At 63.5% G+C, this 17,702-nt stretch carries 17 protein-coding genes; 10 read left to right on the top strand and 7 right to left on the bottom strand.

Annotated features, from left to right (window positions below; all coding sequences use genetic code 11):
- Positions 1 to 157: 157 nt before the first annotated feature.
- Entirely contained in the window at positions 158 to 1,054 is an 897-nt protein-coding gene (nhaR, locus tag AC1Q5W_RS13725) for a transcriptional activator NhaR (RefSeq protein WP_492645169.1), read from the bottom strand.
- Between the two features lie 137 nt (positions 1,055 to 1,191).
- On the opposite strand from nhaR, the gene AC1Q5W_RS13720 reads away from it, so the two are divergent.
- The 7 genes from AC1Q5W_RS13720 (at position 1,192) to AC1Q5W_RS13690 (ending at position 7,982) form a co-directional block, all read left to right on the top strand.
- Positions 1,192 to 1,956 (top strand): TerC family protein, encoded by a 765-nt coding sequence (locus AC1Q5W_RS13720; RefSeq protein ID WP_492645168.1) that lies wholly within the window; start codon positions 1,192 to 1,194, stop codon positions 1,954 to 1,956.
- Between the two features lie 53 nt (positions 1,957 to 2,009).
- Positions 2,010 to 2,708: a Bax inhibitor-1/YccA family protein gene (locus tag AC1Q5W_RS13715; protein WP_492645167.1), complete on the top strand. Its 699-nt coding sequence runs from the start codon at positions 2,010 to 2,012 to the stop codon at positions 2,706 to 2,708.
- A gap of 144 nt (positions 2,709 to 2,852) precedes the next feature.
- Entirely contained in the window at positions 2,853 to 4,616 is a 1,764-nt protein-coding gene (gene acsA / locus AC1Q5W_RS13710) for an acetate--CoA ligase (RefSeq protein ID WP_492645166.1), read from the top strand.
- On the top strand, positions 4,613 to 5,605 hold the full coding sequence (gene pdhA / locus AC1Q5W_RS13705) for a pyruvate dehydrogenase (acetyl-transferring) E1 component subunit alpha (RefSeq protein WP_492645165.1): 993 nt from the start codon (positions 4,613 to 4,615) through the stop codon (positions 5,603 to 5,605). Before acsA ends, pdhA begins: the two co-directional genes overlap by 4 nt.
- A complete protein-coding gene (locus AC1Q5W_RS13700) occupies positions 5,602 to 6,573 on the top strand; it encodes an alpha-ketoacid dehydrogenase subunit beta (protein ID WP_492645164.1) in 972 nt (323 codons plus the stop codon). Before pdhA ends, AC1Q5W_RS13700 begins: the two co-directional genes overlap by 4 nt.
- Positions 6,566 to 7,696: a dihydrolipoamide acetyltransferase family protein gene (locus AC1Q5W_RS13695; protein ID WP_492645163.1), complete on the top strand. Its 1,131-nt coding sequence runs from the start codon at positions 6,566 to 6,568 to the stop codon at positions 7,694 to 7,696. Before AC1Q5W_RS13700 ends, AC1Q5W_RS13695 begins: the two co-directional genes overlap by 8 nt.
- A 37-nt stretch (positions 7,697 to 7,733) precedes the next feature.
- On the top strand, positions 7,734 to 7,982 hold the full coding sequence (locus AC1Q5W_RS13690; RefSeq protein WP_492645162.1) for an acyl carrier protein: 249 nt from the start codon (positions 7,734 to 7,736) through the stop codon (positions 7,980 to 7,982).
- Between the two features lie 30 nt (positions 7,983 to 8,012).
- Here AC1Q5W_RS13690 and AC1Q5W_RS13685 read toward each other — a convergent pair whose 3' ends face one another.
- Positions 8,013 to 8,684, bottom strand: coding sequence for a SagB/ThcOx family dehydrogenase (locus tag AC1Q5W_RS13685; RefSeq protein ID WP_492645161.1), 672 nt, complete (start codon positions 8,682 to 8,684; stop codon positions 8,013 to 8,015).
- A 170-nt stretch (positions 8,685 to 8,854) separates the two neighbouring features.
- Between AC1Q5W_RS13685 and AC1Q5W_RS13680 the strand changes: the two genes are divergently transcribed.
- The 3 genes from AC1Q5W_RS13680 to AC1Q5W_RS13670 all read left to right on the top strand — a co-directional run bounded on the left by AC1Q5W_RS13680 (position 8,855) and on the right by AC1Q5W_RS13670 (position 11,703).
- On the top strand, positions 8,855 to 9,274 hold the full coding sequence (locus tag AC1Q5W_RS13680) for a sll1863 family stress response protein (RefSeq protein ID WP_492645160.1): 420 nt from the start codon (positions 8,855 to 8,857) through the stop codon (positions 9,272 to 9,274).
- A gap of 108 nt (positions 9,275 to 9,382) precedes the next feature.
- Positions 9,383 to 11,017 carry a chaperonin GroEL gene (gene groL, locus AC1Q5W_RS13675; RefSeq protein WP_492645159.1) on the top strand — a complete coding sequence of 545 codons (1,635 nt, stop codon included), beginning with the start codon at positions 9,383 to 9,385 and terminating at the stop codon, positions 11,015 to 11,017.
- 11 nt (positions 11,018 to 11,028) lie between these two features.
- Positions 11,029 to 11,703: a dienelactone hydrolase family protein gene (locus AC1Q5W_RS13670; RefSeq protein ID WP_492645158.1), complete on the top strand. Its 675-nt coding sequence runs from the start codon at positions 11,029 to 11,031 to the stop codon at positions 11,701 to 11,703.
- Positions 11,704 to 11,722: 19 nt separating this feature from the next.
- On the opposite strand, the gene AC1Q5W_RS13665 is transcribed toward AC1Q5W_RS13670, so the two are convergent.
- From AC1Q5W_RS13665 to AC1Q5W_RS13645, 5 genes are all read right to left on the bottom strand, one after another.
- Positions 11,723 to 12,715 (bottom strand): zinc-dependent alcohol dehydrogenase family protein, encoded by a 993-nt coding sequence (locus tag AC1Q5W_RS13665; RefSeq protein ID WP_492645157.1) that lies wholly within the window; start codon positions 12,713 to 12,715, stop codon positions 11,723 to 11,725.
- 21 nt (positions 12,716 to 12,736) lie between these two features.
- A complete protein-coding gene (locus AC1Q5W_RS13660; protein WP_492645156.1) occupies positions 12,737 to 14,617 on the bottom strand; it encodes a sensor domain-containing diguanylate cyclase in 1,881 nt (626 codons plus the stop codon).
- Between the two features lie 29 nt (positions 14,618 to 14,646).
- Entirely contained in the window at positions 14,647 to 15,408 is a 762-nt protein-coding gene (locus AC1Q5W_RS13655) for a Crp/Fnr family transcriptional regulator (RefSeq protein WP_492704213.1), read from the bottom strand.
- Between the two features lie 158 nt (positions 15,409 to 15,566).
- Positions 15,567 to 16,208, bottom strand: coding sequence for a response regulator (locus tag AC1Q5W_RS13650; RefSeq protein WP_492645154.1), 642 nt, complete (start codon positions 16,206 to 16,208; stop codon positions 15,567 to 15,569).
- Positions 16,205 to 17,662 carry a PAS domain-containing sensor histidine kinase gene (locus tag AC1Q5W_RS13645; RefSeq protein WP_492645153.1) on the bottom strand — a complete coding sequence of 486 codons (1,458 nt, stop codon included), beginning with the start codon at positions 17,660 to 17,662 and terminating at the stop codon, positions 16,205 to 16,207. Before AC1Q5W_RS13645 ends, AC1Q5W_RS13650 begins: the two co-directional genes overlap by 4 nt.
- Between the last annotated feature and the right edge of the window lie 40 nt (positions 17,663 to 17,702).

Raw genomic sequence — 17,702 nt, 5'->3', positions numbered from 1 at the left:
TCTGGCTAGACGTACGATTGGTAACGGCAGATTTAGGGGGTTATTTAGGGTTATTTTTAAAAATTCAGGCTTTTTTCGGAAAAAACAGGAAAAAGTACACAAAAACGCACCACGAAGGTGCGTTTTGACTGCAATTCCCGACGCGGTCGGAGCCGGTTCAGGCGCTCAGGAGGTGGTGCCGGGCACCCTGAGTGATAGCCACCACGCAGGGGTGGGTGATGCGGCGTTCGACCGAGATGGCAAAAAACTCCTCCACCAGCTCCGCGGTCCGGCCAATCACCTGCACGCCATATTGGGCGCAGATCTCGTCCTCCAGCGCGCTGGGCGACATGAACACCCCGCGTCCTTCACGGCCAAAGGCTTTCATCAGCGCGGCATCGTCAAACTCCCCCACCGGTTGGGGCCGCAGCCCCCGCTCGGAGAGCCACAAGTCCAGTCGCTGGCGCATGGCCGACGCCCGCCCCTGGATCAGCATGGGGGCTTGGTCCAGACACTGGGGAAACGTGCCCTGCAAGGTGGACGCCAACTGGGCTGTGGCAAAAAATGCCATGCTGGTGGTACCCAGCCGGTGGCTGAAGGCCTTGACGCTGGTGCGCTTGCTCATGGCCTCGTCGGCAATCACCAGGTCCAGCCGATGGACCGACAACTGCGCCAACAGGTCCTGCAGCTTGCCTTCATGGCAGATCAGCCGCACGGGCGTGCTCACCGTCAGCGCAGGTTCCAGCAAGCGGTAGGCGATGGCCTTGGGAATCGCGTCGGCCAGGCCCACGCGGAACGTCAGGCCCTGCGCCGCGTCACGGGAACGCCCCAGCGCTGCTTCCAGTTCGCTGCCCAGCGCAAAGATCTGGTCCGAGTACCGCAGGGCGATGCGGCCATCGTCGGTCAATTCCAGCCGGCGGCCGGTCTTGCGAAACAGGGCGCACCCCAGACGCGCTTCCAGCAACTTGATCTGGCCAGACAGGGTTTGCGGCGAGATGTGCAGTTGCTCGCCCGCCCGCACGATGCCCCCTGCCTTGGCGGTCGCCCAGAAGTAATACAGGTGCTTGAAGTTCATGCAACGGTCCTTGTGAAAGGTCTAACTATGCGGTTTTTTCGAATTGAATGCTATGTAAATTCGAATTTACCAAAATAGTGAATTCCATTACCTTCAACGCCTGACCCCATTACGGCCGGTGAACGGCCCCTATAGCCATGGAATTTCTTGTCGACCCGAATATCTGGCTTGCCTTCGGCATGCTGACCGCCCTGGAGATCGTCCTGGGCGTGGACAACATCATCTTCATCTCCATCCTGGTGGGCCGCCTGCCGCAAGAGCTGCGCGACAAGGCGCGCCGGCTGGGCCTGGGTTTTGCCATGGTCTCGCGCCTGCTGCTGCTGTTCTCACTGAGCTGGGTCATGGGCCTCAAGGCCGACCTGTTCACCGTGTTTGATCAAGGTTTCAGCGGCCGCGACCTGGTGCTGCTGGCTGGCGGCCTGTTCCTGCTCTACAAGGCCTCGCACGAGATTTTTGTGGAAGTGGAAGCGCGGGAGGAGGACGGCCCCCCCGCCACCGACCGCGCCGCCCTGCAATCGGCGGGGCGCAAGCTGTTCTGGACCATCATCGGGCAGATTGCCGTCATCGATGTCGTGTTCTCGCTGGACTCGGTGATCACCGCGGTGGGCATGGTGGACCAGCTCGGCGTCATGGTGGCCGCCGTCGTGACCGCCGTAGGCGTGATGCTGGTGGCCGCAAAGCCCATTGGCGACTTCGTCGACCGCCACCCTTCGGTCAAGGTGCTGGCGCTGGCCTTCCTCGTCATGGTGGGCATGGCGCTCACCGGCGAAGCCTTTGGCCTGCACATCCCCAAGGGCTATCTCTACGGCGCCATGGCGTTCTCGCTGGCGGTAGAAGCGCTCAACATCCGGGCCCGCGGCAAACGGCTGGCCCACCGGGCGCCCGGACCCCAAAGCGCCTGACCGCCCCCACAACCCCGCTTTTTCCCTGTTCCATCCACTAGAAAGGAAACACCATGAACACCTCCCTGCAAACCTACGGCACGGCCCCGCGAACCCTGGGCGCCTCCGCGGCCGAGCGCAACCGCGTACTGCGCAACACCTACTGGCTGCTGGCCCTCTCCATGGTGCCCACGGTGCTGGGCGCCTGGCTCGGCGTGAGCACCGGCATCACCCGAGCCCTGTCGCCCATGGTCAGCCTGGTGGTCTTCATGGCGGGCGCCTTTGGCCTCATGTTCGCCATTGAGAAAACCAAGAACTCCGCCGCGGGCGTGCCGGTGCTGCTGGCGTTCACTTTCTTCATGGGCCTGATGCTGTCGCATCTGGTGGGTACGGTACTGGGCCTGTCCAACGGCGCGGGCCTGATCATGACGGCCTTTGCCGGTACGGGCGCCATCTTCCTGGGCATGGCGTCGCTGTCCACGGTGATCAAGCGCGATCTATCCTCCATGGGCAAGTGGCTGTTTGTGGGCGTCATCGGCCTGCTGGCCGTGGGTATTGCCAACATCTTCATCCAGTCCAGCGCGCTGGTACTCACGCTGTCGGTCCTGTCGGTGGGCATTTTCTCGGCCTTTATCCTGCACGACCTCAAACGCGTCCAGGACGGCCACGAAACCAACTACATCACGGCCACGCTGGGCGTATACCTCAGTCTGTACAACGTGTTCCAGTCCCTGCTTGCGATCCTGGGCATCGTGGGCGGCAACAACGAATAACGGGGCCTGGGGGGCTCTCCCCCTGCCGGCCAGTCGCAACGCTGTTTGGTCCGCGGTCGGACATCAGATTCCCCCGCGTTGCGAATTATCAAAAAACAGACGGCGAACGCGGGGAAACAATGGGTGTACTTCAAGGAGCACACCATGCGGCGTCCCGCAATCATCCACAAGCGCCCTGCGGATTGGACCGTTCCGCCCAACCTGGTGGACCATGCGGCAACCTGCGCACACTTTTCCTGGGATGCGGCCCGGCGCGAGCTGGCAGGCCTGCCCGGTGGCGGCTTGAACATTGCCCATGAAGCAGTGGACCGGCATGCGCAAGGGCCCCGCGCCGACCATGTGGCCTTCCGCTTTCTGGGCAGCCAGGGACAGCGCGACATCACCTACAACGCGCTCGCCCGCCTCACCAACCGTTTTGCCAATGTACTGAAGACACTGGGCGTGCAACGCGGCGAGCGCGTATTTGTGCTGACCGGGCGCATTCCCGAGCTGTACACGGCCGTGCTGGGCAGCTTCAAGAACGGCTGCGTCGTCTCGCCCCTGTTCTCGGCTTTCGGCCCCGAGCCTTTGGCCACCCGGCTCACCCTGGGAGAAGGCGCCGTGCTGGTCACCACCGAAAGCCTGTACGAACGCAAGGTCGCCAAGATCCGCAACCAGCTGCCGGCCCTGCGCCACGTGCTGCTGGTGGGTGACGAAGGCGCGCCCACCAGCGTGCCCGGCACGCAGGATCTGGCCAGCCTCATGGCGCAGGCACCGGAGACATTTGACATCGTGGCCACCCAGCCCGAGGACCCGGCCTTGCTGCACTTCACCAGCGGCACCACCGGCGCACCCAAAGGCGCCATGCACGTGCACGGCGCCGTGGTGACGCACTGGGCCACCGGCCGCTACGCCCTGGACCTGCATGCAGACGACGTGTTCTGGTGTACCGCCGACCCAGGCTGGGTCACCGGAACGTCCTACGGCATCATTGCACCGCTGCTGCATGGCGTGACCTCCATCGTTGACGAGGCCGAATTCGATGCCGAACGCTGGTGGCGCATCCTGCAGGAGCAACAGGTCAGCGTCTGGTACACCGCGCCCACCGCCATCCGCATGCTCATGAAAGCTGGCGCCGACCTGGCCCGCCGCTACACCTACCCCAAGCTGCGCTTCATCGCCAGTGTGGGGGAACCCCTCAACCCCGAGGCCGTCTGGTGGGGCAAGGATGTGCTGGGGCGGCCGATTCACGACAACTGGTGGCAAACCGAGACGGGCGGCATCATGGTTGCCAATCTGCCGGCACTGGACATCAAGCCGGGCTCCATGGGGCTGCCGCTGCCGGGCGTGGAAGCGGCCATCGTGCACCAGCAACCCGACGGTTCGGTGCGGGTACTGACCGAACCGGGTCAGGAAGGTGAACTGGCGCTCAAACGCGGCTGGCCGTCCATGCTGCGCGGCTACCTCAACAATGCGGAACGCTACCGGAAGTGTTTCGCGGGCGACTGGTATCTCACCGGCGACCTGGCCCGGCGGGACGCCGACGGCTACTACTGGTTTGTGGGCCGCATGGACGATGTCATCAAGTCGGCCGGGCACCTGATTGGCCCCTTCGAAGTGGAAAGTGCGCTGATGGAACACCCCGCGGTGGCCGAGGCCGGCGTCATCGGCAAGCCCGACCCCATGGTGGGCGAAGTGGTCAAGGCCTTTGTCTCGCTGAAAGCGGGCTTCGAGCCCGGTGAAGCCCTGCGCATGGAACTGTTGGGGCATGCGCGCAAAAAACTGGGGGCCGCCGTGGCACCCAAGGAAATTGCCTTTTTGCCGACCTTGCCGCGCACGCGCAGCGGCAAGATCATGCGCCGCCTGCTCAAGGCGCGGGAACTGGGCCTGCCCGAAGGCGACACGTCAACGCTGGAGGCCGGAGCATGAACACCCGGAAAACCGCGCCGGACAGCACCACGCACGCGCGACAGCTGCTGGCGGACATGCTGCGCGTTCGCCGCATGGAAGAAAAATGTGCCGAGGTGTACGGCGCCGGCAAGATCCGCGGCTTCCTGCACCTCTACATCGGTGAGGAGGCCTGTGCCGTGGGGGCTGTGAGCGCACTGGCTGCCGACGACAACGTGCTGGCCACCTACCGCGAACATGCCCACGCCCTGATGCGCGCCATCCCCATGCGCGCCATCATGGCCGAGATGTATGGCAAGGCCGCAGGGTGCTGCCATGGCCACGGCGGCTCCATGCACCTGTTCGACGCCAAACGGCGTTTTTATGGCGGCAATGCCATTGTCGGCGGAGGTCTGCCACTGGCGGCAGGGCTGGCCCTGGCAGACAAATTGCAAGGCATCCAGCGTGTGACGGCCTGCTTCTTTGGCGAGGGCGCGATGGCCGAGGGTGCGTTCCACGAGTCCATGAATCTGGCAGCGCTGTGGCAACTGCCCGTGCTGTTCTGCTGCGAAAACAACCTGTATGCCATGGGCACCGCGCTGGACCACTCAGAGTCCCAGACCGACCTGTGCGCCAAGGCCGCCAGCTACAGGGTGCCCACCTTCAAGGTCGACGGCATGGATGTGCGCGCGGTGCACGCCACCACCCTGCAGGCTGCACAGCAGGTGCGCGCCGGGAACGGACCGGCCTTCGTGGAATACGCCACTTACCGCTTTCGCGCCCATTCCATGTTCGACCCCGACCTGTACCGCGACAAGGCAGAGGTGGAGCAGTGGAAACAACGGGGGCCCATCCACAGCTTCACGGCGCAACTCAAGGCGGCGGGCCAGCTGACCGAGGACGATTTTCTGGCGCTGGACGCGCAGGCCGAAGCGGAGGTGGCCGATGCCGTGGCCTTTGCCGAGGCCGCCGAGCCGGAACCAGTCAGCGCCCTGCTGCAGGATGTCCACACACCGCAGGAGGTAGCATGAAGATCACCTACCGTGAAGCCCTGCGGCAGGCATTGCAGGAAGCACTCGTCGCCGACCCCCGCGTCTTTCTGATGGGAGAGGACGTGGGCCGCTATGGCGGCAGCTACGCCGTCTCCAAGGGCCTGCTGGAGACGTTTGGGCCGGAGCGCATCCGCGACACGCCGCTGTCGGAGCTGGGCTTTGTCGGCGCCGGGGTAGGCGCTGCACTGGGGGGCATGCGGCCCATTGTGGAGGTCATGACGGTGAACTTCAGCCTGCTGGCCCTGGACGCCATCGTCAACACGGCCGCCACACTGCGCCACATGTCGGGGGGCCAGTTCTCCGTTCCGCTGGTCGTGCGCATGGCTACCGGCGCCGGCCGCCAGCTGGCGGCCCAGCATTCGCACAGTCTGGAGAACTGGTACGCGCATGTGCCCGGCATCCGCGTGCTGGCACCCGCAACGGTAGGCGATGCGCGAGGTATGCTGGGCGCGGCCCTGGCCGACCCCGACCCGGTGGTGATCTTTGAGCACGCCCAGCTCTACAACCTGGAAGGTGAACTGCCTGGCGACTGGCGCTGCGACATCCGCCATGCCGCGGTGCGGCGCGCCGGAACACAGCTCACCCTCGTGACCTACGGCGGCAGTCTGCCCAAGGCCTTGCAGGCCGCCGAACAGCTGGCAGGTGAGGGCATGGACGTGGAAGTACTCGACCTGCGCGTGCTGCGCCCGCTGGACACCGCAGCGCTCACTGCCTCGCTGCGCAAGACGCACCGCGCCGTGGTGGTGGACGAAGGCTGGAAGACTGGCAGCCTGGCCGGCGAGATCATGGCGCGCATCATGGAAGAGTGCTTCTATGAGCTGGATGCCCCTGTGGCCCGCGTCTGCAGCCAGGAAGTCCCCATCCCCTATGCCAAGCACCTGGAAGATGCGGCACTGCCCCAGGTTCCCGACATTGTGGCGGCCGTCAAAGGGGTGCTGCATGTTTGAATTCAAGCTGCCCTCGCTGGGGGCCGACATGGACGAGGGCACGCTGCTGGAATGGAAGGTGGCGCCCGGCGACAGCGTGCACAAGGGCGAGGTCGTGGCCGTCGTGGACACATCCAAGGCAGCCATCGACATCGAGATCTGGCAAGACGGCACCGTGCAGGAGTTGCGGGTGCAACCAGGCACCAAAGTGCCAGTGGGGGCCGTATTGGCAATGATGCGGGCCCCCGGCGAGCATGCCGGCCCGGAGCCGGTTCCGGCCGTGGCAGCCGCCCCACGCCAGCACGTCAGTCCCGCCGCGCGCCGGAAGGCGCAGGCCCTGGGCGTGGCCTTGTCCACATTGACCGGCAGCGGACCGGACGGCGCCATCACGCTGTCCGACGTGGAGCGGGCTGCAACTGCAACTGCAACTGAAGCCACAGCCGGAAAGCAGGCCACCACGCCAGATGACCGCACCCTGGCCATGCGCCAGACCATTGCGGCGGCCATGAGTCGGTCCAAACGCGAGATCCCCCATTACTACCTGCTGGAGACCATTCCCATGCAGCGGACCCAGCAATGGCTGGAAGAACACAACGCGGAGCGTCCCATCACCGAACGGGTATTGATGGCCGTGCTGCAACTGAAGGCCGTGGCGCTGACGCTCAAACAATACCCGGAATTCAACGGCCTGTTCCAGAACGGAGAGTTCAAGCCTGCCACCGCAGTGCACATCGGCGTGGCCATTGCCCTGCGACAGGGTGGCCTGATTGCCCCGGCCCTGCACGACGTCGACAGCAGGCCGCTGGGCGCGCTGATGCAGGATCTGGCCGACCTCGTCAAGCGCGCGCGCGCCGGGTCGCTGCGCAGTTCCGAAATGTCCGACGCCTGCATCACCGTGACCAACCTCGGGGACCAGGGCGTGGAAGCCGTAATGGGGGTTATCTACCCGCCCCAGGTAGCGCTGGTTGGCTTTGGCAACATCGCCCGACGGCCGTGGGTGGGGCCGGATGACACGCTCTGCGCCATGCCGACCGTCACCGCCAGTCTGGCCGCCGACCACCGCGTGTCCGATGGCCATCGCGGAGCCCTCTTCCTCGCAGAGCTGCGTGAGTGCCTGCGCCAGCCCGAAACCCTGTTACCCTGACCCCGCACATCCGTCACCCCACCCGAGACGCCTGCACATGAACGATTCCGAACTGCGCACCGTCGTGTGCGCCACGCTCCAGTCCATCGCACCGGAAGTGGATACAGCATCGCTGCGCGACAGCCGGCCCTTGCGCCTGCAGGTGGATCTGGATTCAATGGACTGGCTCAATTTCCTGATCGGGCTCAGTCAGCGGCTGAAGGTGGACATTGCAGAGTCGGACTACGGGCAACTCGTCACCCTGAACGATGTGATGGCCTACTTGCGGGCCCGACTGCCGGGCTGACCCCACCGCGGCACCCCGCGGGTCCGCAAGTCAATCCGCTTTGGTCTCCGGGATGTCAGCCCCGGGGAACCCCACCGTCTGTGACAGCAGAATTTGTTCATCCGGACCAAGGCCCATGGCCCGGGTCAGGGCGGTGCGATCAAACCAGGCCCGGACCACCCCCACCAGCCCTGCCGACGCACAGTAGAGCGCGATGTTCTGCGCCATCGCACCCGCCGCAACCGATGCGTAGGCCTCCCGCTTGGACGCGGGCACCAGCTTCATGCGCGCATGGTCCGCCACAAATATGAGATCCAGCGGTGCATCGTCCACAAAGTCCTGGTACCCGGTCGCCCGCCGGACGTCCTGTTCCACCCGGCGCTGCAAGCCATGGTGCCCGGGGTCGTAGCGGTACAGGCCCTGCGGCAGGGCCAGGTACACGTCCACCTCCTGGGCGTTCATGGCCGACGGCGCGGTCCGCCCGCCCACATCGCTGCGGTTGATGCCACACGCTGCCCACAGCAGGTTGGACAGCATCTGCGACTCCAACGCCCGCGGCAAAAAACGGCGCTCCGAGTGGCGCCTGCGCAAGGCCTCCATCAAGGGCAAGCCACCCGTCGTCTCCGCCGGCGGCAAGGCCACCACGGGTTGGGACTCTCCGGACGGAGGCTTCGGTGTGAGGTGCCCCATCAAACCCAGCGCCATTTTGGTCAACGTATCCACGGTGCCTCCCACTGCAAAACGCAAGTCAACGCACAAGGCTCGTCTTTGCACAAAGCGATGCATTGACAAAAATCAACGGCAGCTACAGGGCCTCCTTTGCGTTCTGTCAAGTTGCACCGGAACCGGGACCCCACCATGGACGGTCTGTGCACCTCTCCGAAAGGACGGATATGAAACGCTCACCTTTCTCCGTAGTTGCCTTGGTTGCCTTGGCGATCAGTTGCTCTGCATGCGACAGGTTCAAGCCTGCCTTGCCCGAGGTGGAGAAGCCCCCCGCGACGGCGGCGCAGGCCGACCCGTCCGCCAAGGAGCGCGCCGCGTTCACACAGGAAGCGCAAAAAGACCTCGATGAATTGCGCACCATGGTTGCGAATCTCAAGGTGCAGGCAGCCAAGGCCGGGCGCGAGACCAGCGCCAGCCTGCAGGCCGATATCGAGAAAATGGAAACCGAATTGCGTGACGCCCAGCAACGGCTGACCGCCTTGAAGGCTGCCACGGAAGACACCAGGCAACAACTCAAGGCCGCATTTGCCACCTCGCTGGAGCAGCTCAAGTACGCCATCGAGAAGGCACGCAAATCGGCGGAGTGAGGAATGGGAAAAAAGCCCACGGCGCCAGCCATCTTCGCGGTTGCGTATTGTCAAAACCGGCCCCGTCGATTGACCTAGCATTTGCACAAATCGAGTGGATATTCAGCCATGCCCGCCAAACAACTGGTCTTTCACGACTCCGCACGCGACCATATCCGCCGGGGTGTGGATGCATTGGCGGACGCCGTGCGGGTGACGCTGGGGCCACGGGGACGAACCGTCATTCTGGAGCGGGAGTTCGGTCCGCCACAGATTGTCAATTCCGGGGTGGTTGTCGCCCGGTCGGTGGAGCTTGAAAACCGGTTCGAGAACATGGGTGCGCAGCTGCTGCGCGAGGTGGCCGCCCGCACCAGCGAAATGGCCGGGGATGGAACCACCACGGCCACCGTGCTGGCCCACGGCATGATCCACGAAGGTTTGCGCTACCTGGCAGGCGGCATGAACCCGATGGACTTGAAGCGTGGCATCGAGCAGGCCATCCAGGCCGTGGTAACCGAGCTCAAGCACATGGCCAGACCCTGTGCGTCGTCCCAGGAAATAGCGCATGTGGCGGCCATTTCGGCCAACAATGACCGCTCCATCGGCGATCTCCTGGCCAATGCCATTGACAAGGTCGGCCGTGAGGGCGCCGTTTCCATCGAGGACGGGTCCGGACTGGTAAGTGTTCTGGAAATCGTGGAAGGCCTGCAGTTCGACCGCGGATTTCTTTCTCCCTATTTCATCAACAATGCGGAGCGCCAGAGCGCCGTGCTGCAAGACGTTGCCGTCCTGCTGTGCGATGGCCGGCTGTCGTCACTGAAAGACCTGTTGCCGTTGCTGGAAGAGGTCGTCAAGTCCGGACGCCCCCTGCTGGTGATCGCCGAGGAAATTGACAACGATTCACTGGCGGCACTCGTGATCAACACGATGCGGGGTTCGCTGAAGACCTGTGCCGTGAAGGCCCCCGGTTTCGGGGATCGCCGCAAAGCCATGCTGCAGGACATTGCCATACTGACCGGCGGTCGCGTCGTCAGCGAGGAAGTTGGCTTGCCGTTGGCCAAGGTTCAGTATGCCGACCTGGGCCGCGCAGCGCGCGCCGAAGTCGGCAAGGAAAACACCACGCTGATCGGCGGTGCCGGGTCGCCCGCAGCCATTCAGGAGCGCATCGCCACCATCCGCAAGGAGCGCGCATCGGCTACCAGCGACTACGACCGCGAAAAGTTGGACGAACGCGCCGCCAAGCTCGCTGGTGGAGTGGCCCTGATCAAGGTCGGCGCCGCAACCGAAACAGAACTCAAGGAGCGCAAGCTGCGGGTGGAAGATGCCTTGCACGCCACACGGGCAGCTGTCGAAGAGGGCATCGTTCCGGGCGGCGGCGTTGCTTTGCTGCGGGCCCGCCGTGTGCTGTCCGGATTGGCGGGCAGCAATCTGGACGAGACATCGGGCATCCGCTTGGTGGCACGCGCGCTGGAGGCGCCCCTGCGCTGCATTGTCGGCAATGCGGGAGATGAACCCTCTGTGATCCTGAACCGGGTAGATGAGTCGAGCGACCCGTCCTTTGGCTACAACGCAGCCACCCGCACGTATGGCGACCTGTTGCAAATGGGGGTGATAGACCCCGCCAAAGTCACGCGGCTTGCCCTACAGAATGCCGCATCCATTGCCAGCCTGATCCTCACCACCGACTGCATGATTGCCCTGCCTCCCAGGCAGGCAACTGGTGATTCCACCCTGGCGTCCGGGGGCGAAATGCCCATGCTTTGATGGAAACTACTGTGCCGACATACCTAAAAAAAACCCTGAAGCACGGGCTGGAAAATGTGCGCGTTGGAGACCTGGCCCTGCCCGGCGAGTTGGAAGTTCCGCAGAATCCCCTGGGCATTGTGGTATTTGCCCATGGCAGCGGCAGCAGCCGCCACAGCCCGCGCAACCAGTATGTTGCGCGGGTGATGCAGTCTTACGGCCTGAGTACCCTGCTGTTTGATTTGTTGACCGAAGCCGAGGCCCGGGATCGGGACAATGCCTTTGATATCGCGCTGCTGGGCGAGCGCGTCATGGGCGCACTGGCCTGGCTGGCGCAGCGTCCCGGACTGGAAAACATGCCCATCGGTCTCTTCGGCGCCAGCACCGGTGCCGCCGCCGCCTTGGTGGCAGCGGCCCGCACTCCCTCCATCTGCGCCGTCGTGTCACGCGGAGGACGCCCCGATCTCGCGGGGAAATACCTCTCCAACGTACAGGCGCCCACTTTGCTGATCGTGGGCGGCGAAGACCGCGAGGTGCTGGCCCTCAACCAGGCAGCCATGCGCATCTTGCCATTGCCATGCCCCAAGAAACTGGAAATCGTGCCGGGGGCCACCCACCTGTTCGAGGAGCCGGGCACACTGGAAATTGCGGCCAGCCTGGCAGGCCATTGGTTTGAGCACCATTTCTCAAGAAACCAGACGAACTGAATCAGGCCTTCCGCAAAGGTTAACCGGGAACCAGAACCGCCGCACCATCAATCGCACCCCGCCGGAGCGCCGTCAGGGCCTCATTGGCCTGCACGAGCGGATAGGTCTGCACGTGCGTGTGTATCGGGTGGCGCGCAATGCAGGCAAAAAAGGCCTCTCCATCCTCTCGGGTAAGGTTGGCAACCGATCGGACCGTGCGCTCCCCCCACAGCAAGGCGTAGGGAAAGGAGGGAATGTCACTCATGTGAATTCCGGCACAGACCACCACGCCGCCCTTGCGGGTTGCACGCAGCGCGGCCGGAACCAGCGCGCCGACAGGGGCGAAAATCAGGGCGGCGTCCAGTTCATGCGGAGGTCTCGACTCAGAAGACCCGGCCCAGCAGGCCCCCAATTGCAAGGCAAAGCGCTGGCTTTGCAGATCGCCCGCGCGCACAAAGGCATAGACATGCTGCCCCTGCGACACCGCAATCTGGCACATGATATGGGCCGCCGCGCCAAAGCCATACAGCCCCAGACGCATGCGACCCGTGACGCCCGAGAGCCGGTAGGCACGGTACCCAATCAGGCCCGCGCACAGCAAAGGCGCAGCATGCACATCGTCATAGGCGTCGGGCAGGGCAAAGCAAAAGCGTTCATCGGCTACTGCGAACTCGGCAAAACCACCGTCCCGGTCGTAACCGGTGAACACCGGTGTATCGCACAGGTTTTCCCGATGCCCGTCGCAGTAGGCACAGTGCCCGCAGGCCCCGCCCAGCCAGGGAATTCCGACCCGGGTCCCCAAGGGAAACCGGGTGGCCAGAGCCCCACGTGCCACCACCCGGCCAACGATCTCATGCCCCGGCACCAACCCCGGCGGCCTAGGCGGCAAATCCCCATCGACGATATGCAGATCGGTACGACACACACCGCAGGCCAGGACCTGGACCCGCACCTCGTAGTCCTCGGGCTCCGGCAGCGGAACCTGTGCCGCCACCAGCGGCTGCCCGGCACCGGTCCATTGCATGGCCAGCATGGTGACCACCCTGTCAGGTCCTCACACCTCACCCGACCACAGGCAAGGCGTTCCACCCGTATCAATCGCGACGTGGTCGCAACCCTGTTTCTTGGCATAGCTCAGTGCCTCGCTGGCACGCTTGAACAGGTCGGAAAACGAAGCGTCGTTCAACATGCTGCTGGCCCCGATGCTGACCGTGCAGACCTGGTCCTTGTCCCCCATGCCCGCCATGCTGGAAGTGACCACCTCCGCAATGCGCAAGGTCAGCGCCCGCCCGCCTTCCACGGTCGTATCCGGCAGCAGTACCGCAAACTCATCGTCACCAATGCGCCCGATCACGTCCGACGCGCGCAAAACCTTGTTGATCGATTTCACACAGGCAGCCAGCGCGGCATCCCCTGCTGCATGGCCATGCAAATCGTTGATCACCCTGAAGCGATCCAGGTCCAGCGCCAGGACCATGAGCGGCAGCCGGTTGCGGACGGAACGGGCCCATTCGCGTTCAGCCACATTGAAGAAGTTGCGCCGGCTCAATGCCCCGGTCAGATCGTCAAAATTGGCCAGCCTCAAGGTCTCCAGTTCCGAGGCCCTGAGCATCGTCACATCCTGGTGGCTGACCACCACGCGCCCCAGTCCGGCCCCAACGGGCGTCACCTTCAAGATGAACCAGTGGGTTTCATTGGCCGCGCGGCAGGAATACTCCATGGTGAAACCGGACGTTGAACCGGAGATCACGTCCGCAATACCTGCCAACGCGGTATCCACCGTGTTTTGCACCCCCCCCATCATGGCGGTCAGCGCATCTACATACTCGGCTCCGGCCTCGCAATAATGGCCAGGCACACCGTTGTTCCGAACGTAGGTGTCCCACGCCGAATTGGTTTGCACGATGCGTCCGTTGCGATCCAGAACCACCAGCTTCACGGGCAGGGCGTCGAAAACCACCTGATGCAAAGCACTGGTGGTCCGCAATGTTTCTTCCAGCGTCTTGCGATCGGTGATGTCCACCTGAGTGCCGAGAATCCGCACCGCCGAGCCGTCCCCGGCACGCGCGAATACGGCGCCCCGGGCCAGTATCCATTTCCAGCTACCGTCCTTGGTCAGCCCCCGGTGCTCGTTGGAATAACTGTCGGTCTGTCCCGTCAGACACTTTTGCAGCGATGCCATGACCTGCTGGCGGTCTTCCGGGTGAATGCGTGAACTCCAGTTTTCCAGACTGGCCCCAAGCTCCTGGACAGAAAATCCGTACAGCTGCTCGAACTGGGGTGAATAACTCACGGTACCGGCCTGCACATTCCAGTCCCATACACAATCCCCCGAAGCACCCAGCGCAAACTTCCACCGCGTCTCGTTCTCCAGCAGGCGTTGCTCCAGGAGACTGCGTTCCGTGATATCCAGCAGAACGACGTTGCAGCCCAACCCGTGCCCCAAGGGGCCAATCTCTGCGCGCACACGCTTGGCAGAGCCTCCCTTGCCCAACACCGACAGGTCACCATGCTGCACATCGCCCGATTTTTCCGCCGAATGGAGCATGGCATGCAGGCTTGCGCGATCGGCATCTGAAAAAAACTGGTCCAGCCGGCTGCCCAGAAGGTGCACACGCTCCTGCCCCAGCAATCGCGCACCGGCCAGGTTCAACTTGACAATGGTTCCGGCATGGTCAACGCTGAAACTGCCGACCGGCGAAAAATCATAGAGTTCACGGGCCTGGTTCAGCGCCAGTTCCAGCTGGGACCGGGCTTCGTTCAGGTGTGCGTTTTGTATCTCCAGCTCAATCTTGCTGACAGCCAAGTCTTCAAGCAGCTGCTGCACCTGCTCCGGCGAAAGTTCAGAAAAACCCTGCTCATTGGGGGGAGCAAACTGCTGGCGTGCAAGCCGATGCAACTCCCCGGAATCCAGTGGATTTTTCTTAAAACTCATGCCGTCCCGCTCTTTTGCTATCGTGCCCTCTACCCCTCATACGCATGCAGCGCCTCCCGGGAGAGGATCGTGATTTCCCGACTCGCCACCTCAATAATGCCAAGGTTATGCAATGCAGACAAGGCCCGGCTGACAGTTTCCAGCGTCACGCTCAGGTAACTGCCAATGTCCCGCCGTGTCATGGGCAAGGTAAAACGCCGGGGCGAATAGCCCAGCGCAGAGAAACAGTTCGATTGCATGAGCAGAAAACGGGCAACCCGGACTTCCGACTTGGATGCATGCGACAGCGTGTAAGACATCTGCTCCTTGACGACTTCCCGGCTGATGGCCCAATAAGCCATGCGCTCCAGTTCATTGCAGCCACGCCCAGGCATGAAGAGCTCCGATGCCGGTAGCCGGATCACTTCACAGTCGGTCAGGGCAACCGCTTCCGTGCAATATTGGTCCTTGCAAATGCCGTCGGTCCCCATCAGATCTCCTTTCATGGAAAAGGAGAGCACGTGCTCGCTGCCGTCGTCATGGATCACGACCGTCTTCAGGGCGCCCAGACGCACCACGTACAGACCGTCAAAAGGCTGGCCCATCAAAAACACGGACTGCCCCGCCTTGACACGGCGGCGGCGAAACAGCTGCCCATTGGCAGCCTCGCTGGCATGTCCGTCATACAGCAGCAGATCCATTACCTCCTGCAGGCTCGACCAGTCCCCTTCGCTGCGCCGGGGGCGCTCCGGCACCCGAATGGGCGAGTACGCCCGGGGCGCTGTTCCCGGTACTGCCTGTAGGTTCATCATGGTCGTCTCCCGCTGGATCGTGTGCCCGGCGGACACCTCCATCAACCCTGCAGAAGCACTGTAGGCGTGGCACGGCCCAACGTCTGTAGGGAGTTCTTGACAGAACGTGCCGGCAGGTATGAATACATCGCCCTATTTGCGGCGCGCCTGCGCACCGGTCAGAGCGTTCCGTCGTCGACCAGTTTGCAGCGGATGGCCAGCCGCACCAGCCCGGGTACGTCCCCCACGCCCAACTTGGCCATCAGGCGGCTGCGGTAGGTGGCAACCGTTTTGGGCGAGAGATGGAGTTCCGTGCCGATTTCAGCACTGGATCGCCCCCGAACCACCATTTCAATGATTTGCCGCTCACGCGGCGACAACGTCGCCAGGGGATCTGCGTCCTCGTGGTGGGTAAAAGACTGCACGGCAAGATCGGCCACATCGGCACCCAGGTGGCGTTTGCCCTGAACGGCGGCCTCAATCGCCTTGGCCAGCTCACTTCCCGCCGAACCCTTCAGCACATACCCGAGCGCTCCCATGCGCAACGCCTCCGCCACGTTGCGCGGTTGGGCCGACATCGTCAGCACAATGCAGCGTGTCGCCACATGGCGGCGCTGCATTTCCGCCAGCAGCTCAAAACCCGAGCGCCCCTCCAGGTTGAGGTCCAGCAGCAGAATCTCGGGTTTCAGACGCTGGATATCAGCCAGCGCCTGGGTAGGGTCGGCCGACTCGCCCACGATCGTATGTCCCCACGCCTGCAGCAAGGCCCGCAGCCCTTCCCGCATGATCTGGTGGTCGTCGACCAGATAAACCTGGGTCATGGCGAGGGCTTCCAGCGCAGACACACGCGTGTGCCGCCCCCGTCAGCGGGGCCCACCTCGACCGACGCACCCACCGACCGGGCCCGTTCCACCATACCCGCAATGCCCAGGTGCCCCGCACGCGGCTTGCCTCCCGACGAAAGCCCCACACCGTTATCGCGCACCACCAACTCCAGCGACAACGGCCCGCCCAACAACTGGACGGCCACAGAGGTGGCATCGGCGTGGCGCAACGCATTTTCGACCGCTTCCCGGGCGATCATGAACGCGGTGTATTCCACTGCACTGGGCCAACGCATGGCGGCGACGTTAGGCTCTACCTCCAGGGCAATGTGCATGCCCATGTGCGTCAGTGCGCGGTTGCGCAGTTCGTTGTCCAGCGCCGCTGCCAAACCATGTTCATCCAGCAACGGCGGATGCAGCTCAATCAGGACCTGCCGAACCTGCCGATTGGCCTGCTGGATCAGGGCACTAAGCTGCTGGTCAAGCCGGGCGATCTGCGGTGACACTTGGTCCTTCTGCAATACCGCGATGGTCTCGTGAACCATCCGCATGGCTGCCACGGTTTGCCCCAACTGGTCATGCATGGCCTGGGCGATGCGCTTGACGAGCTCCTTCTCCTGCGTCATCAACTTGTTGGCCAATTCGGAGAGTTGCGAGCGAGACTCCTGTCGCTCCACTTCGGCCCGCATATCGGCAGTGACATCCCGCAAGGTGGTGATGAGCAGTTGCGCATCTCCGATGTTGACCTGCGTGATCGTGCCTTCCAGATCCATCTCCTGCCCGTCGGCGCGCAGTCCCTTGACCAGTCGCAGCCCCATCATCCGCGAGGGAGACTTCGCCTCCGCAAAGTGGCGCCGGTGCTGCGCGTGCGCGGCCCGGAAACGCTCGGGCAGCAGCAGGTCCACACTCCGGCCTTCCATGTCTGCACGACCAACGCCAAACATGCGCTCGGCACCGGGACTGAATGTACGTATGCACCCCTGGACATCGGTGCTGATGATGGCATCGTGCGACGCATTCACTACCGCCGACAGCATTTCGTGCTCGGTACGGGCCTCCTGTTCGAGCAGGCGGCGCTGTGTCACATCACGCACCAGCACAATACGCGCCCGGGTGCCATCCAGATCCACGTCTTCGGTATCGATTTCAACATCAATCAGATTGCCGTCACGGTGCTGGTGGCGCCACAAGCGCTGCGCTGCGCGCTCATCCGCAGGAAGTTGCAGATGCACCTGCACCTGCGGCCAGTCGTCCTGGTGATGGAGATCCGACAGGTGCAGCTCCGCGAACGCCTCCGCGCTGTGGCCGTAGCAGGCCACTGCAGCCTGATTGGCGGCGAGCAGACGCAGCGTGTCCACGTCGTAGACCAGCATGGGCAGGGGGTTGCGCTCAAAGAGAAGCTGGTAGCTCGTCTGTAGCCGGTTCAACGCATCATCAAACTGGAGGTCCATATCAGCGACTCCGCGAAGTGGGTTGCAGACTGGAGGAAAA

This window comes from Rhodoferax sp. MLSD5-FHT05B10 (genome assembly GCF_058793415.1).
Note: the sequence above shows the minus strand (reverse complement) of the source record. Positions and strands in the feature narration are given on the sequence as shown.